Annotated in this window: 18 protein-coding genes and 1 pseudogene; all 19 read right to left on the bottom strand. The window is 42.3% G+C overall.

Going from position 1 to position 22564, the window contains the following annotated elements:
• Nucleotides 1-184 (bottom strand): annotated as a pseudogene (locus tag ASC50_RS08625) (hypothetical protein); the annotation flags it as partial.
• Between the two features lie 693 nt (nucleotides 185-877).
• The gene (locus tag ASC50_RS05970) at nucleotides 878-2029 is read right to left on the bottom strand and encodes a DNA cytosine methyltransferase (RefSeq protein WP_056928818.1); all 1152 of its coding nucleotides are present in this window, start codon (nucleotides 2027-2029) and stop codon (nucleotides 878-880) included.
• Nucleotides 2026-3732, bottom strand: coding sequence for an Eco57I restriction-modification methylase domain-containing protein (locus tag ASC50_RS05965; RefSeq protein ID WP_226995428.1), 1707 nt, complete (start codon nucleotides 3730-3732; stop codon nucleotides 2026-2028). Before ASC50_RS05965 ends, ASC50_RS05970 begins: the two co-directional genes overlap by 4 nt.
• A 179-nt stretch (nucleotides 3733-3911) precedes the next feature.
• Nucleotides 3912-4214: a helix-turn-helix domain-containing protein gene (locus tag ASC50_RS05960; protein ID WP_055431153.1), complete on the bottom strand. Its 303-nt coding sequence runs from the start codon at nucleotides 4212-4214 to the stop codon at nucleotides 3912-3914.
• Between the two features lie 220 nt (nucleotides 4215-4434).
• Nucleotides 4435-6762: an ATP-binding protein gene (locus tag ASC50_RS05955; protein WP_055431130.1), complete on the bottom strand. Its 2328-nt coding sequence runs from the start codon at nucleotides 6760-6762 to the stop codon at nucleotides 4435-4437.
• Nucleotide 6763: 1 nt separating this feature from the next.
• On the bottom strand, nucleotides 6764-8215 hold the full coding sequence (locus ASC50_RS05950; protein ID WP_055431129.1) for a metallophosphoesterase family protein: 1452 nt from the start codon (nucleotides 8213-8215) through the stop codon (nucleotides 6764-6766).
• 629 nt (nucleotides 8216-8844) lie between these two features.
• The gene (locus tag ASC50_RS05945) at nucleotides 8845-9555 is read right to left on the bottom strand and encodes a LytR/AlgR family response regulator transcription factor (protein WP_055431128.1); all 711 of its coding nucleotides are present in this window, start codon (nucleotides 9553-9555) and stop codon (nucleotides 8845-8847) included.
• The gene (locus tag ASC50_RS05940) at nucleotides 9552-10649 is read right to left on the bottom strand and encodes a sensor histidine kinase (RefSeq protein WP_055431127.1); all 1098 of its coding nucleotides are present in this window, start codon (nucleotides 10647-10649) and stop codon (nucleotides 9552-9554) included. The genes ASC50_RS05945 and ASC50_RS05940 overlap by 4 nt, the downstream gene beginning before the upstream one ends.
• A gap of 7 nt (nucleotides 10650-10656) precedes the next feature.
• Entirely contained in the window at nucleotides 10657-13254 is a 2598-nt protein-coding gene (locus ASC50_RS05935) for a carbohydrate-binding domain-containing protein (protein WP_055431126.1), read from the bottom strand.
• Between the two features lie 307 nt (nucleotides 13255-13561).
• Complete coding sequence (locus ASC50_RS05930; protein ID WP_055431125.1) at nucleotides 13562-13969, bottom strand: PIN domain-containing protein; 408 nt, start codon at nucleotides 13967-13969, stop codon at nucleotides 13562-13564.
• Nucleotides 13956-14180, bottom strand: a complete 225-nt coding sequence (locus ASC50_RS05925) for a hypothetical protein (protein ID WP_055431124.1) — start codon at nucleotides 14178-14180, stop codon at nucleotides 13956-13958. The genes ASC50_RS05930 and ASC50_RS05925 overlap by 14 nt, the downstream gene beginning before the upstream one ends.
• Before the next feature lie 219 nt (nucleotides 14181-14399).
• On the bottom strand, nucleotides 14400-17537 hold the full coding sequence (locus ASC50_RS05915; protein ID WP_056928815.1) for a putative Ig domain-containing protein: 3138 nt from the start codon (nucleotides 17535-17537) through the stop codon (nucleotides 14400-14402).
• Between the two features lie 530 nt (nucleotides 17538-18067).
• Complete coding sequence (locus ASC50_RS05910; protein WP_158648526.1) at nucleotides 18068-18301, bottom strand: hypothetical protein; 234 nt, start codon at nucleotides 18299-18301, stop codon at nucleotides 18068-18070.
• A gap of 74 nt (nucleotides 18302-18375) precedes the next feature.
• Nucleotides 18376-18633, bottom strand: coding sequence for a hypothetical protein (locus ASC50_RS05905; protein WP_055431121.1), 258 nt, complete (start codon nucleotides 18631-18633; stop codon nucleotides 18376-18378).
• Between the two features lie 8 nt (nucleotides 18634-18641).
• The gene (locus tag ASC50_RS05900; protein WP_055431120.1) at nucleotides 18642-18905 is read right to left on the bottom strand and encodes a type II toxin-antitoxin system HicA family toxin; all 264 of its coding nucleotides are present in this window, start codon (nucleotides 18903-18905) and stop codon (nucleotides 18642-18644) included.
• Between the two features lie 104 nt (nucleotides 18906-19009).
• Nucleotides 19010-19522: a gamma carbonic anhydrase family protein gene (locus tag ASC50_RS05895; protein ID WP_055431119.1), complete on the bottom strand. Its 513-nt coding sequence runs from the start codon at nucleotides 19520-19522 to the stop codon at nucleotides 19010-19012.
• 14 nt (nucleotides 19523-19536) lie between these two features.
• Nucleotides 19537-20298, bottom strand: coding sequence for a metallophosphoesterase (locus ASC50_RS05890; RefSeq protein ID WP_055431118.1), 762 nt, complete (start codon nucleotides 20296-20298; stop codon nucleotides 19537-19539).
• Between the two features lie 33 nt (nucleotides 20299-20331).
• Nucleotides 20332-22050, bottom strand: a complete 1719-nt coding sequence (locus ASC50_RS05885; RefSeq protein ID WP_055431117.1) for a GIN domain-containing protein — start codon at nucleotides 22048-22050, stop codon at nucleotides 20332-20334.
• A 4-nt stretch (nucleotides 22051-22054) separates the two neighbouring features.
• Nucleotides 22055-22381 (bottom strand): PadR family transcriptional regulator, encoded by a 327-nt coding sequence (locus ASC50_RS05880; RefSeq protein ID WP_055431152.1) that lies wholly within the window; start codon nucleotides 22379-22381, stop codon nucleotides 22055-22057.
• Nucleotides 22382-22564 lie beyond the last annotated feature (183 nt).

The following is a 22564-nucleotide window of genomic DNA, read 5'->3' as shown; positions in this document are numbered from 1 at the left end:
CTTTGCGTTCATCAGCCAACATTTGGGCATGGATAGGGGTATACTTGCGCGTGCCTTTATTGCGCTCAATCTCCCTGTAAACTGTACTGGCAGAGACATTTACAATCTCTGCAATCTTCTCTTTCGGCAGCAATTCAGCCAGTAAAAAATAATCACGCGCATTCGATCCGCTTCCAGCCAGCAGACAAAGCTACCGCCCTCTCGTCAAGTTATGCGAAAGCAGAAGAGTTGATAGCATGTCTTACATTAGTGTCTATGTTGTTTATTTATTGTGTTTTATGCATTTCACGTCTTGAATTCGGGAGCAAGACATCTCCGCGACGGTTTTTATGCCGTAATCGATTGATATTATGATGGTTGCGGCGTGATTAGAGAGCCATCGTATGGGCTAACAAAAATCATGTAGGCGACCAGATTTTGCCAAATGTTGCGGATTGTTTCTTTTGAGTGCTCTTTGAGCATCTCTACGACCACACTGCTGTGTTCAACGAATTGATTTATCGCGTGATTATTTTTTACTGGCTGAATTGCTGATTAGACATTGCAAAAACCATAACTACATTAAAAATCAAATTGCCAATCAGTAATGAAACGATGACAAAAACAATGTTGCTAACCTCAAGACACAAGGCTATCGCCAAACTTTTTGACGAAAATTTTTGGAAATCTGTTTAGGGTGACGCATTGTCAAAGTCAGGAACAAAGGACAATCGCAAGCAATATGCTTGGGATAGTGCGGATATTGACGAAAGCATAGAACAGACACTACAATTTTTATCAAAAGGCAACAAGGAAAAGGCTATAGAGCAGTTAAAAGTGACTTTCCAAAAACTTGCTGAAATTGCGGATGTTAATTCAAAATGGATAACTGTTACAGTTACATCCTGCTCTTTTCATAAAACTGTTCAAAGGTAATTTCTTCTTTCATAAGCCTGTCGTAAGGTGTGTTTGATGGCATCTCAACATCCTTTACAATGATGTCATCTCCTGCTTGGATTGGCGGCAAACTGCCGATGGCTTGTTTCACTGTTATGAAATTAGGCAGGTTTTTATCTTCATCAGAAAATAATGGTATCGGTTGGGGGATTGCACATTTTTTCAAAGAGCCAATGATTACAACGCGCCTGCGTCGTTGAGGTACTCCGAAATCTTCTGCATTTAGGCGGATTGGGGCATTCACATGGTAGCCTATTTCGCTAAATGATTCGATTATTTCTTTTACGGCTGCACCATCGCGCATAGAGAGAATCCCCAGCACGTTTTCTAATACAAAAAATTCAGGTTGAATGGTTTTGACAACTTCGACAAATTCTTTGAAAAGTTGGTTGCGGTTATCGTTAGGGTCGCGCCAGCCTGCGGTTGAAAATCCTTGGCAGGGTGGTCCGCCAACGACCACTCCGATTTTCTTGTTTTGGGCAGTATCGATAATTTTCTGCTTTATGTCGGGCGAAGTTATATCTCCTAAAATGAAATTTTTGGGGTCTGCGTATTGACTGTGATTGAATTTGTAGGTTTCAAAATAGTTTTTTTCAATCTCGCTTGCAGAAACTAATTGGAAGCCATTCATTACAAATCCTTCGGAAATTCCACCGGCACCGGAAAACAAATCAATAAACGTCAGATTTTCTAAATGAGGTTTTATCAAACTCGAAATCAAGCGAGCTAACAGTGGCGGAACAGCATTACCAATTTGTTTGTATTGTGAGGTTTTTGTACCTTTGAAAATGAATGAATCTCGGAATGACTGCAAGCGGGCAGCCTCTCGGTTTGAAAGTACCCGGTCTTGTTTTGGATGCAGATTGCAGCCGTTTCCCAAGCGATTAAAATAGGTTGTAATGGTGTAACTTGGCTTATCGTAAATCAGCCGCCCGTAATAGGTGGTTCGTCCGCCCGATTTGCGAATTTGTACAAGTCGTTGGGATGGTATGCTTTCGGGGATGTTTTGCCAATTGCCACCTTCGGGAATGTGTTTTACCATTTCCCATTCCAATGCGCTAAATCCGGCTGCGATGTGATTGTATAATTTCATTTCTGTAGAATAAATTGTAATTCATCTTTTTCTAATCCGTAAATATTGCCGATGTATTCGTCTAATTCCCTTTGTGACTGATATTTGTAATTTTCATCTATCAGTTGTAAATCCGCAATAGGCAATTCGTCTAACTCGTAATTGTTAATGTGGTTGTTGGTACTCGTAATTTTAAATCGCCAATTTAACAGGCTGCTATTGAGGATGAGATTAAGTTTTGACAATATATTTTCATCGCCGGACAAATAATTACACGAGTTTCCCAAAATATCTGTTTCGTTGCAGAAAACAAATTTAAGCCGTCTTTTAAGCCCTGCGTTTGATATTTGCTGACAAACTAACCGCTTCCTTTTAAAATCATTTTTGATAAAATCACCTGATTTAGCCTGTATAAAGGCTTCTGAAACAAATTCATCGTTTATATCTTTTATGCCGCTTTCGCTAATCATATTGCCGCGCACCAAGCGGAATGACGTTTTTTGTGTGGTAATATAGTCTTTGAAAAGGGTTAAATCTAATTCACCGCGCCGATTTCGTACCATAGGAATATTTTTAAGTTTCTTCTTTTCTGACACTTTTTTCAAAATCGACCATTCAACCTGAGTAATAAAGGGGATTTCCATTTGTTCGGGAAATAATTGTTTAACCAACTCTAAATCAACGGTAAATTTACTGTTGGCATCTTCCACTTCGATTGTGTTGGTAGTCCCTGATTTTTGCAAATAGAAGATGTTGGTTGCTTGGGTCACATTTTCAAACAGTTGTTCCTTTTCTGCAAAGTATTTAATTTTCCTAAGATTATGCGACAATAGCAAGTGCTTCCGTAATTTTGTGGCTGAAATGTCGGCAAATAGTGAAGATGGGCAGATAATTCCAATTTCACCGTTGGGCTTTAACATTGATAGTATTGCCTCAATGGAAAGTTGGTAGTAGTTGAGCATTCCCTCAACAGAGTAATGGTATAGCCCGGAATTTCTAAAATAGGCAACTTGATTTTGAATTTTTGCGGCTAAGTCCGCCTTGTCTTTATTGACTTTCAGCACCAAATAAGGAGGATTTGAAACAACAATATCAAATTTGCCATTTGTCAAGCCGCTTAAATCATCATTTTTGAGTGCGTTTTCTTCCGCAAACATACCATCACGCACAAGCGCATTGCGTAATATGATATTTTTTGAAATGATGTTGATATTTTCCTCTGTTATCTCGTTCAAAAAATCAATGGCTTTCAGGCGTGTAATATTGATTGCCGCAGGGTCAATGTCTATTGCGCGGATATGTTTCAAAATGACATCGTTCGCAACAATACCGTATTTTGAAATTAGGGTGTTCACAATATTTTCATAAAAACGCCCTGTGCCACACGCAAAATCCAAAATTGCAACGTTACTTAAATCAGAATTATGCCGGACATAATTTTCAATTGTCGTTTCAACAATTTCTTTTACGATATTAGATTTTGTGTAGACAGCACCTCTCTCTATTAGATTGTTTTTAGATTTTCCCCTAACAAATTTACCTTTTTGATATTCAAACTTTGAATTAAGAAAGGCAATATGGAGGTTTTCACAGAGTGTTGGAACTTCCTGAGCCGTAATATTTTCTATAATTGAAAAGTTGGTATGCCCGGCACACTCAAAATTATTCTGTAACACCTCTTTTGAAAATCCTCGTGCAGATAGGTAGGTATAAATCAAATCCAAAGTTAGTTTACTGTGGATATTGATTGCAATTCCACAATCGGTATCGCCAAGGTCGGCATTGACTTCGTTTAAAATCTCTTCGGTGGGCACATCCAACATGTCCCCAAGTTTGGTGGCATATTTAGAGTTGATTTCGTTTTGTATCAACTTTTCTTCGTAGGATAATAAATTTTGGAGATTCATAATGATTTATTTTTTTGATATTCAACAATACTATCTGAAACTATACTCAATACATCGTTGGGATAATCTTCTTCGCCAACAATGCCATAGACTTTGTCTGCCAACCACAATTTTAAGAGTTCTTCTTGGTCGGTTGCAAAAAGGTGGGCAAGTTTGATGACGTGTTCGCGTTTTGCGGTACGGTCGCCACGCTCTATCTTGCAATAGAGCGCATTGTCCATTTCAAGTTTGGCAGAAATTTGTCGTTGCAATAACTGTTTTTCTTCCCGCAGTTGTCGGATTCGTTCTGAAAACAACATATTTGTATATTTTAGACTTGACAATTTTTGGCAAATGTACGACTTTTTTTTGAATTGGCAAGGGGGGTTTTGGGGAAAGTTATCAACAAAAATAAACGAGCGTATCACATATGGTTCATACGACTGCCATGCACGTTGGCAAATTTGCATATCTATTTCAGATAGTCGTTGTGCCACGGGGACTTGTATCCTATGTTTTGTTGTTTGAGCATAAAATATTTCATTCTTTAAAATCAATAATCAAATCATATCTAACATAAAAAGATAATGATTGTTGTTGTATATCGAAATGTGAAATTAATTCTGGAATTATTGGAACAAATAATCTGTTTTTAGAAATTATAGTTGTTGTTGGAATACTTTTGCCTCCTGTCTGATTATCAGATAGTTTATTTTTTAATTCAATTTCATAATACAATGTAATACGAGAGGAAGCATGAGTAAAAATATAGAGTATTTTATGCATTCCCCAAATAATTTTAGTCGTATGAGGTTCCAAGAAAAAATCCAATTGTCTTGAAAATATTTTGTCAGATAAAGCCAAAAATGATGTAAAATTATTTAGTTGGGGATATTGACTCTCTGTCTTCAATATCTTTTTTGAAGTTTCATTTGAAAGAATTTTAATAGGAGGAATTGCCATTGTTGCATCGTTGCTAATATCATTTTTGTCTTTTGGCATAACAGATTGATTGATAATTGTTGACAATTCTTGTTCTACAGTTCCAATTTGATTTCTATCAACTATTTGGGTATGCGCCTTTTGTTGGTTCGAGGATATTTTCAGTATTTCCTTTAAATCTTTTTTCCCATCTACATAATCTTTCATAAGAGCCTCAATATCACCCATCTCTTCATATTCTATCGTATAAAGTTCTTTATTCTTTTGCAAAATGCGATATAAAGCATCCGCACCTTGTCTTGTAGAGGATGGAACAAATGGTGCTAACTTAGGATATAAATGATTACGAACAAAATCTTTTACAAAACCATCGAAAAGTCGTGCATCTTCTTTGTAGATTTTTAACACCTGTAAAATGTTACCTGATGTTTTAGAAAGATATATCACTACTATGTTGTTGTTAGAAGAAACTATATTTGGCACTTGATGACTAATATCGGCAAAAACAACTTTTGATTCTCCTATTAGATAATCATCTTTTAAAGTACCTATAATACGAAGAGTTAGTGCAAATTCAGCAGATGACAATTCTGAAGTAGAATATTCTTTTATAATGCTGGGGCTATCTGGAATTTGCGGTATTTGTTTTTGAAACAATATTTGTTGCTGAATACTCCGTCTTGGATTTTCCCCACTTAATATTAATAACGATGAGTTTTCATTAGCATATTGTTCTATAGTTTGGCTGTCTGAGCCGGTGTAATAATAAATATCTTTGTCACTAATTTTTGTTGCAACCGTATCAAAAGTTATTTGAGTGTTTGCAGGACGTATTTGTATTTTTATCTTTCCTGCCAAATCGTATCTTCCTTTACTATATATATATGATAGAAAATTTCTATTGGAATCGGCAATTTCATATTTTGATAATTCTTCTGCAATATTCTTCTCTATTATGGTTATTATTTTTGAAACAAATTCAATACTTTCTCGACTCAATGCTTCTCGCCCTGCTGTCGGCTGTAAAATTGAGAGATTAACAATACCGCCCAAGTTAAAATTAGAATTTACAGGGATTGCTGCAAGTCCAAAATTATTTCGAAGCCCATAAATTAAATTTTTCCCTTGCTCCAAATACATATCTCCTTGTACAACATTACTACCCAATGATAAATTATTAATATAAATGCGTACAGTTCCATTAGTATAATTTAGAATTTGCATATTCATGCTAAAGGTAGTATTTACATCAGATACATTTTTAGATACAGATATTATGTTTGAATTAGTTACTTCTGTTGCAATAATATTATATGCTTTTTGGCTAATTATTTTGCCATTTATTGTAACAGGAATTTTTAGATATTGAACATAAGGGGCTAAATATTGTATTGCAGATGATTCATTTAATACACAATCATCATCTAATGTTGCATAAATAATTGTCCCAGATTCTCTTTGTTCTTCTTTTGAGGTTATAGAAATACAATCTTCCGTTACAGACAAAGTCGATTTATCAGCATCTGATATAATTGTGTAATTTTCTCCCCAAAAATGTGTTTCAACTTTTAGATGCTTGCAAATTCCAAAATTTGCCATGGCTCCAATTCCAAAAGTTCCGACAACACCTGCTTTTCTTGCTTCTGCATTATTTTTTCCACTTGACCCCGCTTTCCAATAATTATTTGTTACTGTTTCTTTTGTCATTCCAATCCCATTATCAGAAATAGAAATTTGTTGTCCATTTAATGATATTGTTATTTGAGGTTCAAAAATAGAATCTTTTTGTTGCCTCATAAGAATAGCATCATAGGCATTTTGTACATTTTCCCGAAGTAATGCATAAGGAGAATCGTAAATATCGTTTGATAACAATTTTAATACCTTCTCTGCTTCTATTTGAAATTTTATTTTTTCTTCCATCATTTTATAATTTTAATTTTATTTGTTGAAACAATTGCTTTATTGAAGCATCTTGATTGTTCTTTATAAATGAGTTTCCTGCAATTTCTCTAATTTTTACTACTTCATTTAATTCGATGACAGCATTTATTAATAATATTGCTTCTTCATTGGTTTGCGGGTTCCTAAATTGTTCAAAAATTAAATTATAGTCTTGTTTCCGTTCTAAATAGTCAAGCAATATTTTTCTTACAAAAGAATTATTTGTGTCCAAATTCAACAGTTGCTTAATTCCCCATGAAATATCATTTCTTTTTTCGGTTTCTTCCATAATTGAATCCATAATATTTTCAATTGAGGGTTGGGGTGGAAGATTTAGTTTTGTCGTCCATGATGAATAAGAACTATCATCAATTCTTCCATCTCCCCATGATGGAATGTCGTACTCTGCAGACGACTTATCTTCTCTTGAATGTACTATTAGTTTGACACTATTATTATCAAAATCAAAACCGATTTCTATAATATTATATTGTCTTTTTGTTCCATTTGGGAGAGAATCATGATTCCCATATAGAGTACCAGCACTTAGAATTAACAATCTATCATTATCATCAAATACACTTTTATATTCGTGTGTTGCCTGACACATGTGATGATGCCCGTGTAGTCCTATTTGGATATGCTTATCAATCATACTTCTTAAAATTCTCTTATCCATATAGTTGTTTTCATGCGGTAGCCCAATCGTATTATGATGCCAAATACTAACTAATAAACGACCAAGGTTGTAGAATTTTTTCAATTCAGTAGATGCTCTGGATATGCAATCAGGATTAATCTCTCCAGAAAGATTAAGATGGTCATTATTATAACAACTATTGAACGCAACAAAAGTAATTCCAAATTGAGGAATATCATGTATTTGAAATTGTTCTTGGGGATTTATTGAATAGTTTCTTATGTTTTCGTAGAAAGTGTTATAGAATTCAGAGAACAGAGCAAATCTTTCATTATACCTATTAGCATCTTTAATTTCATAGAAACACAGTTCATTCCAAGACCATCTAATATTAGATTTCTTTAGGAAGAAATTTTTAACATTCTCTTTGATTGTGCTTTGTTTCTTTTCTTCATTACCGTCAAGAGTTACTCTATCCATGGACTCTTTAGAAGCAGTCCAATCTATATCATGATTGCCCGGAACAATAATTATTCGCGTCTTGTCATTATCTAAAAAATATTCGACAAGTTTATTTAAAAATTCGTTCACACAAGCATATTGTTTCTTAATCTCATCTTGACTACCTCCTTTTATTAAATCACCACTGACAACTATTATATGAGGTTTCTTTATGCTCCCTTTCAATGTGTAATTATCACAATCATCTATCAAAGATTGATATAGGTTGTCATAACTAATATCAGAGTCTTTATGTAAATCCGATATATGTAATATTGATATTTTATTAGGCATAACTATCTTATTATCAGTAATAATCTTTTAAGCAACTAACACTCTGTCAAACCATCCCGACCACGTTCTACTCCACATCACAACTATTGAACGTCCGCATATCGCAGTCAACCGCTGGTATTCGCTTGCAAAAGCGCACATCAAGCAGTACACGGACTTGATTCTGAATTGCTCCAAACAATCATTCCCAAAGTAGTGTGATTGAATTGTAGAAAAAGACATTTTTTTGTACTTCAGCATAATCATAACATTTCGCTGCAAAGGTACGCTTTTTTTTTCTAATTGCTATATGTTTTTCTATCATAGATTATTCTTTTTTTTATTCATCATGCGCAAAGTGAACAATCAACCCACTTTGAGCGAATTTACAAATATACTTTTGTGTTGTTTTGTCCGCGATTGTTAGTTGTTGGGCGATTTCCAAATAGTCTTTTCGTGAAAATCCCATCGGCAGGGCATCTAAAAATAGTTGCTTTGGGCTGGGGCGGGTAGCGGCAGCAATTTCCTGCGGGAGTTGTTGGTAAACTTGTGCGACTTGTCGCGGTGTTCCTGAAAGGAGAAATTTATGCGATAGGGAATTCCAAAGGACTGAATGGAACTTTTCCGGAAGGGATTATTAGCGGTATTCGCTATGTAGAAAACGCATTCATTTTCTGAAAGAAATCACGGCTGTAAGCCCTGCCGATAGGGATTTGGATTTTATCTGTGGTCACTTTTTCGCGATTGAACGACTTTATTCTTTGGATTGGGATGATGTAGGAGTTGTGGACGCGGATGAAGCGGGGTTCGGGGAGTAGTTTTTGGATGCTTTTCATGCTCATTGCGGGCATGTAGGTTGCTTCCGGGGTTATGATTTTGATGTAGTTGTCGCACGCCTCGATGTAGAGGATGGTGTTGAGGGGCAGTTGCACGGTTTGGTAGCGGCATTTGAATGACAGGATTTCATCGGGTGCGGTTTGTTGCGGTATCGCCTGTATTGAGGCGGAGCGGAGCCGCTCTTCCGCTTTGGTGTAGGCTTTCAGAAAACGCTCAAAATCAAACGGTTTCAGGAGATAATCCACCACGTCCAACTCAAAACCGGCGATGGCGTATTGCTCATAAGCCGTGGTGAAGATGACTAATGGCTTTTTGTTCAGCGACTTGGCTATTTGTATGCCGGACAAATCCGGCATCTGAATGTCCAGAAAAATCAAATCAGGCTCCATATTTTTGATGTAGCACAAGCCCTCCACCGAGTCGCTATAGGCTCCGAGCAGGTTGAGCGACGGCACTTGACTGCAATATTGGGTCAGCAGTTTCAACGCCAGCGGCTCGTCATCAATGGCAATGCAACGTATCATGAGGCTAAATTTATTTTAAGATGAACACTATAGGTCTGTCGGTTGCTTTCAATCGCCAGCGTATGGCGGTCGGGATAGGCAAGTTCCAGCCGTTTTTTGATGTTCTCCAAGCCGATGCCCGACGAACTCATAATGTCTTTTTGTCCCTGAAAGATGGCGTTTTCGATGGTAAATTCCAATGTGCCATCCGCCATTTCGATGTTCAGATGGATGAAGCAATCGACGTGGGCACTTATCCCGTATTTGAACGCATTTTCAACAAAGGGGATAAACACCAGCGGCATAATCTTCCAAAAACTGAAATCGCCCTTCATATTCACCTGTAAATCAAACTTTTCGGAAGCACGCAGACTTTGAAGATTCAGATATTCGTTGAGCATTTTGATTTCCTTTTCCAGCGGGATAAGATTTTTATCACTCTCGATGGTTACGAATCGCAGAAAATCGGACAGCGACAGGATGGCTTGGGGAGCTTTATCGTCCTTGCTGAGAGCCAGATAGTAGATACTGTTGAGGCTGTTGAACAAAAAATGCGGGTGAATTTGCGATTTGAGAAACGACAGTTCGGCTTCCACCTTGGAATTTTCCAATTCCGTGAGCCGCCGCTTTTCGTCGTACCACTGCGTGAGCACCTTCAGACCGCTGCTGATAGTGAATACAATCAGAAAATGCGTCAGGCGGGTGTATAACTTCAACTGCTGCATCACATCAACCTTCGGAAACGGCATCTCCGGTCGGTGGTGAGGCGACATCTCCGGTCGGTGAAACGGCATATCCGGTCGATGACGCGATAGTTCCGCAAAGAAATGTTGGGGCACAACCCACGTAATCACGAAGTAAAGTAGCAGACCGCCGAGCGAAAGCCCGATGAAAGCGAAGATTTTCTTCTTCGACAAAAAGTGAGGAACAAGCACATTCAGATTCAAATAAAAATAGGTGAGCAAAAACAGATTATCCAAAATGAAAAGCCCCGGATGCCGTGAAATCCGCGCCAACATATTCGTATCGTTGATAATCGGAGAGGCAATAAAGATAATCCACCCAACTGAATGCGCGAAAATCAAAATTGCCTTCTCTTTTGAAATCTGTAACATAATGCCTCTATTTCACTGTAAATGATTGACTTGTGCCGCCGGAATAGCTGCCGCCAACGTTGTAGCCGTTCACGGTGGTGCCGCCGGTGATTGTGCCGCCGCTATAAAATGAGTAGGACGTGCCTTTCGCGAACTGGGGCGATGAAAGGAGCATTATGAGCGAGTTGCCGCCGCCCATACCGCCCGGACCACCCATACCACCGCTTGAGGCTGTCGGAACTTGATAGAGCAAAATCCATTCGCCTGCTGCATTTTTAATGCCGAGTTGCGTGGATGCTGTCGCTGTAACCTTGACGAAGCCTTGCGTGGAGGTGGAGGATGGACCGCCGCCCATGGATTGCGAGCCAACGCCGATAATCGTGCCGCCGTTGATGATGAAGGTGTTGTTGTCGCAGTCGAGACCTTCTTCTGCGCCCTGTGCAATGATTGAGCCGCCTGTAATGGTGATGGTGCCGTTGCTGTCGATGGCATCGTTGCCGGTTGCCTTGCAGTAGAGGTTGCCGCCGGTGATTTGGATGTGCGTGGCGGCATTGATGCAATCGTCCACGGTGCGAATTTCGATGTTGCCTCCATTGATGGTCAGCGTGGCTTTGCTCTCCAATCCTTCGCCGCCGTCTGTTGTACCGTTCAGGCGAAGCGTGCCACTGTTGACAATCATATTGCCCGTGCTTTTGATAATTTTGGGGTTGGCATAATCGGAATTATCCTGTCCGCCTCCGCCGGGGCGACCTCCGCCGCCTGTTGAGCCTGTAACGAGAAACTTCGCGCCGGTGGTGCTTGCCGTGATAGTGAGCGCATCGTCGCTTGCGCCCGCCCTACCGATAGTCATTGTGCCGTCAGCCGAAATGCCTTTGCCGGCAGTGCCCGAACTGTTGCAGGTGATGGTGCCGCCCAAGAGCGAGATGTTGGCATCGCTTTTGATGCAAGCCGCCGAATAGGAATCTTTTGCGCCTGTTTCGTTGGTGTAAACTGCGCCGTCGCCTGCTGTCGCGATGTTGATTTCGCCGCCGGTGATTGTAATATCGCCGTCTGCGGACAATCCTCTGCCGCCGTTGGCTGCTTTGAGGCTGTTAATGGTGATGGTGCCGCTGCTGACGGTGATGGTGCCGTCGGCTTTGATGGCGGTGCAGTAGGAGGGGTCGTAGCCGCTGCCGATTGGTTCGAGTACGGCTGCGCCTGATGTTTCGAGCGTGATATTTCCGCCGGCTATTGCCACATCTGCCTTGCTGCTGATGCCTTTCGACTGTGCGCCTGCAATGTGCATCGTGATGTTGCCTGCGTTTACGCTCACGCCGGCGTCGCCTTTGATGCCTTTTACGTCCGCGGCGGTGGATGTAATGTTGATATTGCCGCCGTTGATTACCGCCGTACCCGTGCCTGCATCAATGCCGTCGCCCGAAGCGGTAATGTTGAGCGAGCCGCCCGACTGCAAAAATCCAACTTCGGCGTGGAAGCCATCGGATGCCGCCGAAGTAACGGTTATATCGCCGCCACGCACCGTAATGTTCTTTTTGCTGCTTGCAATGGCGTGTTTCGCCGCGCCGCTGATGCGGAGTTTGCCATAACCCTCAAATTCGAGCGAGCCGCTTTTGCTGATGAGCGTGGCGTTCTCTTCGTTGGTTGCATTGTCGGACAGGATGCTGTTCCCTTTCAATTCGACAATGGTCGCACCTTCGTTTTTCGTAATCTGAATGGGCGGAAGTTTCGATGTAGAGGTGATTACCGCACTGTTCAACGTCAGACGGAGCGTGTTGGGATTGGTTGCATTGTTCTGAATTTTGAGCGAGCCGTTGGATGTTGAGCCGGTAACATAGAACTCAACCTCTCCCGTTGCAGAGGAAGCAATTGTAACGTCTGCACCGCTTTTTGTTGCGGTAACGCTGCCATCCGCCGGAAGATTGCTGATAATAGCATCGTTATTTGAATAAACGATGTTTATAGCATTTTCGCTTATTATACTTGCTTGTAAAACAATATTTTGCGAAGTAAGATTTGCATTATTTACCGTAATGTCGGTAACTACTCCGGCATCGTAGCCGTCAAGCGTAGCAATGAGGGTGTAGGTGCCTGCGGGAACATCGGAGAGCGTATAGGCACCGTTGGCATCGGTCGTAACTGACTGCCCCACAAGCACATTGTCGGCTGCTGTTTGCAGTTGCAGGGTTGTTCCTGCCGCCGCACCGCCGTCAGAAATGGTTACCGTGCCGCTAATCAAGTAGGTGGCTACAGTAAACTTTTGCAGTACAGCATCTTTGCCGCTCACATCGCCGGTTAACTGAAAGTCGGCAATAGTTGCCGTTTCATAACCATTAAAGGTTACAACAATTTTGTAGACACCCGCCGGAATGCCCGAAAACGTATATACCCCCGCAGCATCGGTGGCAGTTTGTCCCAGATTGCTGCTATCAGCCACTTTTTGCAGATGAACAGACGCTCCGGAAGCCCCTCCGCCATCGGATGTCGTAACCGTGCCGCCGATGCTGTATGTCGGCGTGATGTTTTCCTCCGGCTGCTCATCGGCACTACAGCCTAATGACAGCACTAAAATGCTCCCTGCGCACATCGCAAAGATAGCCTTCGCAATTGATAATTTTTTTGTTTTCATAAGAATGAATTTTATTTTGGGTGCAAAGTAACAAAAAACAATTTAAAAACACGAGGAAAGTTTGGGTAAAAAGCAGAAACAAAATGGTGAATAACCGGGGGGATTTTGTCTGAACTTTGATTTTTGGGTGATTTCGGTGATGGGCTATGATTTTTCACAATGACAGACCATCAAATCAACTCACAGGTTATGCTTCTTTGGTGGGGTTGGGGCGTTATGCAAAGATATTGACTATCGTAAGGCTGTTTTCGATTATTTGTCCGTCTTTCAAATCTTCGGACAACATTTTTTTTTCTGAACTGTGATTTTACAGAAAAGGGTTGACGATAGATACGCATCCGTTTATTACCAAATTATGTTGCATATCTTCGGAGTAAAGAATATTGCACCCCGATTCAATCGCGGAAGCCACAATAATACTGTCGAAAATTTGCAAATCGTAGCGTTGAACAATCTGTTGTGCCATTTCTATTGTGGAAATGACAACCGGATAAATTTCGCAAAACGCAAGACTTTGAGCGCATAAGGTCAGCAAATTCAGTTTTGGGAGTGGCATAATCCGCATAAGTACATTGATGTATTCCGAAACAACTTGGGTAGATATAATTGGCGACTGAATTATCAGGTTTCGTGCAATGTTTTGTTTGTAAAAATCTTCCTTATCGTGGCTGTAAATAAGTATATTGGTGTCTAATGCGCATTTAGTGGTAATCATTGGCTTCGGCTCTGTTAAATTTAAAATTTTTCAAACTGACTAAATGTGGGTCAAGTATCATATCCAACTTTTTTCGCTTTGCTTTGGCAGAATTTTCTGTTACCTTTTGCGTAATTGGGAAAGCAATCACTTCTACTTGCTTTCCATACCATTCGCGTGGAATGGGAATATGTGCGTTTTGTTCGCTCGGAACCAATACTTGATGATACATTTCGCTTTTTATTTAATAATTTTCTGCAAAGGTACGAAACTTTTTTGTATTGGCAATTTTGTCTGAATCAGGATTTTCAAGATGAAAGGATTGACAGGATTATCATCAATCCTGCCAATCCTTTTGTCTGAACTTTGATTTTTGTATGATTTCATTGATTTTTTATGATTGTTTTGAATCATAGAAATCAATAAAATCATCTTGAAATCACAGTTCAGATTATTTTTTCACCACTTTCAAAGTCTGCCCACCTATCCGCAGCAGATAAACACCATTCGGATAGCCTGACAAATCTACGCGGCTTTCGCGGGTCGTTTGCAGCAATTCGCCGTTCAGGTTGTGCACTTTGATTTCTGCGCCGTTGGCGTTGTTCACATACACTACGCCGTTGGTGGGGTTGGGGTGCACTTGCAATTTATCTCCGGCAATTGTTTCGATGGTTGTGCCTGCTGCTGTTACTGTTACCGTGCAAGTTGCCGTCTTGCTGCCATCGGTGGTGGTTACGGTGATGATGGCCGTGCCTGCGGCTTTTGCCTCTACCAAGCCCGCTGCACTTACCGTTGCAACGCCCGTGTTGCTACTGCTCCACGATACATTCTGGTTGGTGGCATTGCTTGGCGCAACGATAGGCGTGAGGGTCTCTGTGCCGCCTATCACAAGCGATGTAGAGGTTTTGTTGAGCGTAACGCCTGTAACTGCAACACTTGCAGCGTTAATTGTAATGCTCAACGCTTTTGTATCGTCAGGTGAAGTGCCATTTGCGGCTTGTACCGTAAAGGTTACCGCTGCTCCTGCTGTGGTGGGAGTGCCACTGATTTCGCCTGTGCTCGCATTCAAATTCAAGCCTGCGGGCAATGTGCCTACGGTTACCGACCACGTAATAGGCGTGCTGCCCGTTGCGGTAAGCGTTTGGCTGTATGCCGTGCCTACGGTGCCTGCGGGCAATGAGGTGGTAGTAATAGTGGGTGCTGTGCCTGCGGGTGCAGCAGCGTTAATGGTAATGCTCAACACTTTTGTATCGTCAGGTGAAGTGCCATTTGCGGCTTGTACCGTAAAGGTTACCGCTGCTCCTGCTGTGGTGGGTGTGCCACTGATTTCGCCTGTGCTCGCATTCAAATTCAAGCCTGCGGGCAACGTGCCTACGGTTACCGACCACGTAATAGGCGTGCTACCTGTTGCGGTAAGCGTTTGGCTGTATGCCGTGCCTACGGTGCCTGCAGTTAGCGAGGTGGTGGTGATAGTGGGCGCTGTGCCTGCGGGTGCAGCAGCGTTAATGGTAATGCTCAACACTTTTGTATCGTCAGGTGAAGTGCCATTTGCGGCTTGTACCGTAAAGGTTACCGCTGCTCCTGCTGTGGTGGGTGTGCCACTGATTTCGCCTGTGCTCGCATTCAAATTCAAGCCTGCGGGCAACGTGCCTACGGTTACCGACCACGTAATAGGTGTGCTACCTGTTGCGGTAAGCGTTTGGCTGTATGCCGTGCCAACTGTGCCTGCGGTTAGCGAGGTGGTGGTGATAGTGGGCGCTGTGCCTGCGGGCGGCACTGCCGTTACCGTTACTACCGCTACATTGCTCGTGTCCTTTGTTGTCTGTGCGCCGGTTGCGCCGGTGTTGGTATTGGTAACAACAACATAGTAGTACGCTGTGCCTACCGTCGCTGTTGAAGGCGTGTAGCTTGCAGCCGTTGAGCCGGTGAGCACCGTGCCGCCCGTGGTGCTGTTTGTGCCGTTGCTATACCATTGGTACGACAGCGTACCGCCATCGGCAAGGGGTGCTGCCAAAACGGTTAATGCTGCAGCCGCCTCACCCTCATCATACGTGGCTGTATCTTGCGGCTGTGTTGTGATGGCAGGCTTTTCGGCATCCACCAGCGCATTGACGATGACTACCGCTACATCGCTCGTGTCCTTTGCCGTCTGTGCGCCGGTTGCGCCGGTGTTGGTATTGGTAACAACAACATAGTAGTACGCTGTGCCTACCGTCGCTGTTGAAGGCGTGTAGCTTGCAGCCGTTGAGCCGGTGAGCACCGTGCCGCCTGTGGTGCTGTTTGTGCCGTTGCTATACCATTGGTACGACAGCGTGCCGCCATCGGTAGGGGTTGCTGCCGAAACGGTTAATGCTGTAGCCACATCACCCTCATCATACGTGGCTGTATTTTGCGGCTGTGTTGTGATATTAGGCTTTTCGGCATCTATGGGTTGAACCACTGTTACAGTAACTACATCGCTCGTGTCTTTTGCTGTCCTGGTGCCGTTTACACCATTGTTGGTGTTGGTTATCACCACATAGTAATAGTGTGAGCCTAAGGCAAGGTTGGCAGGTGTAGTGTAAGCAGCATTTGCTGCGCTTGATAGAGTTGAGCCACCCGTCTTAACAGCCGTAGTAGGCTTATACCATTGGTAAGTGAGCGTACCACCGTCACTTACAGATGCCCCTACCGTGAGCGTCGTATTAGTAGTGCCCTGTGTTACCGCGCCGCCTGTGGGTTGCGTGCCTATGGCAGGCTTTTCGGCATCCACTCTCACATCCCATTTAGCATAGAGTGTAGTGTCGCTTGTAACTAAACTGGTAGAAAAATTCCACGCAGTGGTGTATCCTGCATCTATGTACCAAGCGTCAAAGATATACCCACTACGAGTAGGTGCGGAGGGGGCGGTCACTTTAGCGCCAGAGGCTACATATCTCAGAGAAACTGCACTACCACCCTGCGAATTAAAAGTTACACCTACTGCAGGTGCAATAACGATATTATCAATAGCAATAGGAGGGTTGGCACCACCACTGCCATCATTGACCCAACTCAAGACCAAGCGTTTTGTGACACCCGAATAGTCGATTCCCGGCAAGGTAACAGTTTCTTGTTGCCACGCACTTGATTTTCCCCAACGATTCAGTTCAGATGAACCTGTAAAAATTCCACCCGCTGTGGGGGTAAATGAATTTGGCGATAAAAATATCGACAAATAATCGTAGTACGTAGTTCCCCCACTGTTTGTTTCGCCCATACATTTCCAATCAAAGGTAAGCATGAATGGTCGGGTTACGGGCGATGCCGTAGGAAACGTAATGTCACGGTAGAGATGTGTTCTGCTGGCGGAATTTACGTCGTAACTATAGGTTGTGCCGCCATCGTAGGAAATGTAGGCGGCTTGGCTGCCGCTCTTAACAGCATTTGTGGCACTGCCTACATGCCATTGGTTGGCGTTGGTACCGCTACCGTTCACAAACGTCCAACCCGTTGTGCTACCTTCAAAGTCCTCCGAAAATACGGGGACTGTTTGTGCGTAAGCCGCCGCTGTTGTACCGAGCAATACTCCCATCGCTACAAGGCACTTGAATAAATTTTTCTTTTTCATAACTGAAATAATTTTAAATTTTAAAAATTTTATTTTTTTTAATTTTCAATTTTCTATTTTTTTTACTAATTGATTTTGCGGGACAAGCCCGCCATGAAGACATACGAACAAAGCCACACCAAGGCAAAAGCCCTGATGTGGCTGACTATATGTTGTCTGAACGAATTCTAATAATTTTGTTTGCCATTGTTTTAAAAGTTTATGGACTAAACTCTTAATCTCATCGGCAAACTATAAGCGCGTAACTGCTCGTGTGAATGCTTATTTATACTTACTGGCTCTGGTAAACCGTTTCCCTCAAATAAGCACGAAACAATCCACGCCGGAGCGCAAACTTTCGCTAACTTATTCTCGAGGAAATTTACCAGATTTCGTAAGTAAGAGAATAAGAGCTAAAAGCCCTGTTATCAGTATTTTATAATTCTAACTTTTCATTTTATGTTGTTTTATTTTTTTTGTTCAACGCGGCAAAGGTAAGCATTATTTTTGAATTTACAAAAAATGCGTCACTTTTGAGTCCAAATAAATTTTCATAATTTCTCCTCCCGAAGTTCTGAAATAATGTCCGCTACCGGTCTTCCAAAATCATAAGTGGGCAAATCAGAAAACAACTTACGTTTTTTGTGCAACGCAGGCACGCTCGAAACCGGAGTGTCAAACAAAGCACCATTATTACGCATAAGCACAACTATGTTGTATAAGAAATTGAGCTGCTCCGGTGAGCGAACTTTCTGCACCTCTTTTATTAATGTTTCATAACTCATCTTTTCGCCTTTATTTTTAGTGCGCTGCAAAATTACAACAAATTTTTCAAATATAAAGAAAATGCACAATGCTTTCAAGCAAACACAGCCGCCACTCTCCTAAGAGCTGCGAATGGGTTTGTTGATTGATGCTCATGCGCTGCTATCATACTGTCTGCGTTTCGGAGGTAATCGTCCACAGCGTTTTTAAAATCCTGTTCAAGTTCTTCCATCGTTGCCCCTTCATATAGAACCAACGCATCCGGCAAATCAAGCACCCGACCAACAAACTCTTGCGTTGGTTCATCTATATCTACACTGCCTTTTAAGCCTCTATACTCTAACTGTTCCATTGTTTATCTCAATTTAATATTTGTTGTAACATCAATTCATCATAAATCATTTTCAGCGCAGTTTTCTTTATTGGTTGCCCTGAAGTATGTGGCTTATGAATATAAATACTGTGAGTCCCATTCTTATTTCTAAATACCACCCGCGAACCGGATGTTTTTCCCTTATTTTCCAACCAATAACCAAAACTTTTAAGCAACACCACCAACTCATCAAAAGTAAAATCTTTTGGCAAGGTTTTGAAACGCCGGAGTAACTTATCCTTTGTGCTCATTTATTTTAGTTTTATTTCTTTGTTCAACGCGGCAAAAGTACGCATTATTTTTGAATTGTGGATAAAAAATACAGGGCAACCTTCAAATTTATGATAATTTTAAATCATTTATACCAATCCGAGTACATCAAATAGTTCTTTGCGATTTTTTGATTGATTTCTTTGGATTGTTCTGTGTCCATTTTCTTGACGAATTTTGCCGGTGCACCCGCGTAGATGCTGCCGGCTTCCACTTGGGTGCCGCTGAGGACAACCGCACCGGCAGCTACCAGCGCACCTTCGCCCACCACGGCGTGGTCGAGCACCACCGCATTCATCCCAATCAGCGCGCCATCTTCGATTTTTGCGCCGTGCACCGTCACATTGTGCCCAATGCTCACATCGTTGCCAATTTCGGCAACGGATTTTTCATACAGCGTGTGAACCACCGCACCGTCCTGAATATTCACGCGGTTGCCGATGCGAATCGAATTGACATCGCCCCGCAGCACCGTGTTGTACCAGATGCTGCAATCGTCGCCAATCACCACATCGCCAATAATAGTCGCATTTTCCGCAAGGAAAACATTTTTGCCAATTTGCGGGGTAAATCCCCGCACAGATTTTATTAAAGCCATTGTTGTTTATTATTTTATACCTCAATTATTTTTTTTACATTAAACGAAATATGCTCATTATGAGATACATACCCCAATTGATTGCTGACACATTGCGTGTTGCCAATCATTGTGTCAATATTCCGGTGCGAATGTCCGTAAATCCAGTAATCTATCGGGCTGTCGAAGATGAAATCGTGCAATTCGGACACAAATGCGCCGTTGATGCGGCTGGTTTTAAATTCGTCCGACATACATAACGCGCTGGGTACATGGTGCGTTACCACAACTCGTTTGTGAGCAGTGCCGGCGGCAATGGATTTTTGGAGAAATGCTACCGCCTCTTGGTGCGCCTGATTGAATAAATGTGCCGTCAGCAGTCGCCCATTGTAGGCAATGCGGTAAAAATCGGACACATTTTTTTCAGTAATAAACGCATTTTCGATGGGGATATTTGCCCAAAGTGTGGATAAAATGAAATCCACGTTTTCGATGGTGACAACGGTGTTGTGATAGCATTTGACATTTGGGCGAATTTCCGCAATACACCCGCTCTGTATGGTGCCAAGGTCGCCACTTTTGTAAAATTCATGGTTGCCCGGAATCACCAGCGTCTGCTTAAAATTGTCCGCCGCCCAATCCCAAAACGGATGCGTGCTGTAACTCACATCATCAAAACAGCCAATATCGCCCGCCAACACCAACACCTCCCCAACAGGAATGAGCGGGTTGTCGTGCAAATAGCGCGTGTTGTCGCGAAATTCTAAATGCAAATCTGATGCGTATTGTATTTTCATAAATTTTGTGCAAAGGTACGAAATAGTTGTGAATTATTGTTTTTTAATCTTCCCCAGCCCAACAATCACCTGCTGCATCGTCTTTGGCTCCGTCTTGTAGGTGATTTTGCCGATGCCTTCTACTTTGGCGGCGAGGTGTAGGGTGGGGTTGCAGGCTATTTTGCCTATGCCTTCCAGATGGGCTGTTACGGTGTCTGAGAGCAGGTTGGCGGCTTCTATTTCGCCTGCTCCGTCCAGATGCAAGTCGGCGTTTTTGGCTGTGCCTGCTACTGTGATTGAGCCAACTCCCTCTGCGTGAACTGTTAAGGATTGGACTGCCAGACTGTCTGCTTGAATGTGTCCGGCACCTTCCAATGCAATGTTTAACTCGTTGCTTTTAAACAAATTAGGGATAACTATTTTCCCCACCGAGTTTAATACAATTGCTTTTAAAGTAGGCGTTTGCACAATAATATTAAAGTTCTTTTGAGGGCGCAAATTACTGTTGTTATCTACTGAAAGGCGCAATTCGCCGTTTTCCCAATTCGCACTGATTTTGTCTATTAGGTTTTCATCGCCGCTGACGAGGATTGTGGTGCTTTCGCCTGCCACCTGTTCGATTTGCAGATTAGCAATCAGATGGTCTTCCACAATCACCCGTTCAATTGCCTCTGCGACTGCAATGCTCTTTTCTGCCTGCACGCCATTGCCCTCAAACACTTCGCCATGACTGAAATGAACATTCCAATTCCGATGAAAATGCTTGTGGTGGATACGACAGCCGGAGCTTACAAGCAGTATCAACGCCAACAGCCACACGCCAAAACCTGCCCATTTGATGCCGATATGCACCGGTTTGAGTTTTTTGAAATGGGCTACAATCGTGTAAATAAGTACTCCGAGCGGAATAATCAGCAAGATAATCAACATACCGGCAGCTAAAACCGGATGGGTGAGTTCAAAAAAAGGGGTGCCGATACCACCCAAGAAAAATGGAAACCCAACCAAACTATTGCTAAGCCCGAATAGGAGGGAAAATACCACGATAAGCGCGGTGAATAGGGCAAAAATGAGCGGTACCCCAACAAGCAATCCCAAAATCACAAGGCAGACTTTGAAAAATCCTGCCAATGCCCTGACGCAACCACTCAAGAAGCCGCCTTTATTTTCGTGGTAGAATTTTTTTGCATCTTCGGTGGCATCGGCAACAATTTTGCCAATGTTTTCCACCGTTACCGCCTGTCCGCGCATTTTCAATTTTTCCTCAGCCGTTTTTGCCTCCGGAACAAATATCCAGAGCACCAAATAGATGATTAGAACGGGGAAGGGGGGCACAAAAAACAACACAATCGCAATAATTCGGATGGGTAGCACATCGGTGTTGAAATAGGCGGCAAGTCCCGAGCAGAGTCCGGCAATCAATTTGTCGTCCGAGTCGCGATAAAATCGCTTTTTTGTGTTCTTCGACTCCGATGAATGCGGCGATTTTTCGGCATCGTACTCGTCCTCCGTGTCCGAAAAATCGGCGGGTTTACCGATGCGGGCAATCATCTCCTCCACGTGCCCAATGTTAATCACTTCGTAGCCCAACCGGATACGCTCGTTGAACAATTCTGCGATACGAATTTCAAAATCGGCGATGATTTCGGACGAATCTTTTTCTTTCCGAAAGTGGATTTTGAGATTGCGTAAGTAGTTGTCTAACAACTGATACGCGTCTTCGTCTATCGTAAACACTCGACCATTGAGGTTTACACTAATTGTCTTTTTCATAAATTTATTTTTTATTTAAATGAATAATTGTTTCCGTGATTTCACTCCAAGCGGTGCTCAATTCGCTTAAAAACGCCGTCCCGTCGGGGGTGAGCGCATAATACTTGCGTGGCGGTCCCTGGGTCGATTCCACCCATTCGTAGCGCAACAAATTCAAATTTTTCAGTCGCGTGAGTAGGGGATAGAGCGTTCCCTCCACCACAATCAGGTGCGCCTCCTGCAACGCACGGATAATGTCCGGCGCATAAGTCGGTTCCTTGTTGAGAATCAGCAGAATACAATATTCCAAAATTCCCTTACGCATCTGAGATTTCACATTTTCTGCATTCATAATCATTTAATTATTTCAATTGAGGCGACAAAGGTACAACAAATTATAGTACTATGCAATACATAGTACTATATTTGATGAAGATTTAACAAAATTTAACTTTTGTGTTGAAAAATGACGAATCAGGACAACTCTTCCATCCGACAAGCAACCTCTTTCCCCACAAATACCACCCCCAGCAAC

The sequence above is a fragment of the Candidatus Symbiothrix dinenymphae genome (genome assembly GCF_001431085.1).
This window is presented reverse-complemented; position numbering and strand designations above follow the sequence as displayed.

What these genes read in the sequence shown, in the direction of transcription:
- ASC50_RS05970 (WP_056928818.1), bottom strand. Translation starts at nt 2,029, where the DNA reads ATGAAATTATACAATCACATCGCAGCCGGATTTAGCGCATTGGAATGG.
- ASC50_RS05960 (WP_055431153.1), bottom strand. Translation starts at nt 4,214, where the DNA reads ATGTTGTTTTCAGAACGAATCCGACAACTGCGGGAAGAAAAACAGTTA.
- ASC50_RS05955 (WP_055431130.1), bottom strand. Translation starts at nt 6,762, where the DNA reads ATGATGGAAGAAAAAATAAAATTTCAAATAGAAGCAGAGAAGGTATTA.
- ASC50_RS05950 (WP_055431129.1), bottom strand. Translation starts at nt 8,215, where the DNA reads ATGCCTAATAAAATATCAATATTACATATATCGGATTTACATAAAGAC.
- ASC50_RS05945 (WP_055431128.1), bottom strand. Translation starts at nt 9,555, where the DNA reads ATGATACGTTGCATTGCCATTGATGACGAGCCGCTGGCGTTGAAACTG.
- ASC50_RS05940 (WP_055431127.1), bottom strand. Translation starts at nt 10,649, where the DNA reads ATGTTACAGATTTCAAAAGAGAAGGCAATTTTGATTTTCGCGCATTCA.
- ASC50_RS05935 (WP_055431126.1), bottom strand. Translation starts at nt 13,254, where the DNA reads ATGAAAACAAAAAAATTATCAATTGCGAAGGCTATCTTTGCGATGTGC.
- ASC50_RS05930 (WP_055431125.1), bottom strand. Translation starts at nt 13,969, where the DNA reads ATGATTACCACTAAATGCGCATTAGACACCAATATACTTATTTACAGC.
- ASC50_RS05925 (WP_055431124.1), bottom strand. Translation starts at nt 14,180, where the DNA reads ATGTATCATCAAGTATTGGTTCCGAGCGAACAAAACGCACATATTCCC.
- ASC50_RS05915 (WP_056928815.1), bottom strand. Translation starts at nt 17,537, where the DNA reads ATGAAAAAGAAAAATTTATTCAAGTGCCTTGTAGCGATGGGAGTATTG.
- ASC50_RS05910 (WP_158648526.1), bottom strand. Translation starts at nt 18,301, where the DNA reads ATGAGTTATGAAACATTAATAAAAGAGGTGCAGAAAGTTCGCTCACCG.
- ASC50_RS05905 (WP_055431121.1), bottom strand. Translation starts at nt 18,633, where the DNA reads ATGGAACAGTTAGAGTATAGAGGCTTAAAAGGCAGTGTAGATATAGAT.
- ASC50_RS05900 (WP_055431120.1), bottom strand. Translation starts at nt 18,905, where the DNA reads ATGAGCACAAAGGATAAGTTACTCCGGCGTTTCAAAACCTTGCCAAAA.
- ASC50_RS05895 (WP_055431119.1), bottom strand. Translation starts at nt 19,522, where the DNA reads ATGGCTTTAATAAAATCTGTGCGGGGATTTACCCCGCAAATTGGCAAA.
- ASC50_RS05890 (WP_055431118.1), bottom strand. Translation starts at nt 20,298, where the DNA reads ATGAAAATACAATACGCATCAGATTTGCATTTAGAATTTCGCGACAAC.
- ASC50_RS05885 (WP_055431117.1), bottom strand. Translation starts at nt 22,050, where the DNA reads ATGAAAAAGACAATTAGTGTAAACCTCAATGGTCGAGTGTTTACGATA.
- ASC50_RS05880 (WP_055431152.1), bottom strand. Translation starts at nt 22,381, where the DNA reads ATGAATGCAGAAAATGTGAAATCTCAGATGCGTAAGGGAATTTTGGAA.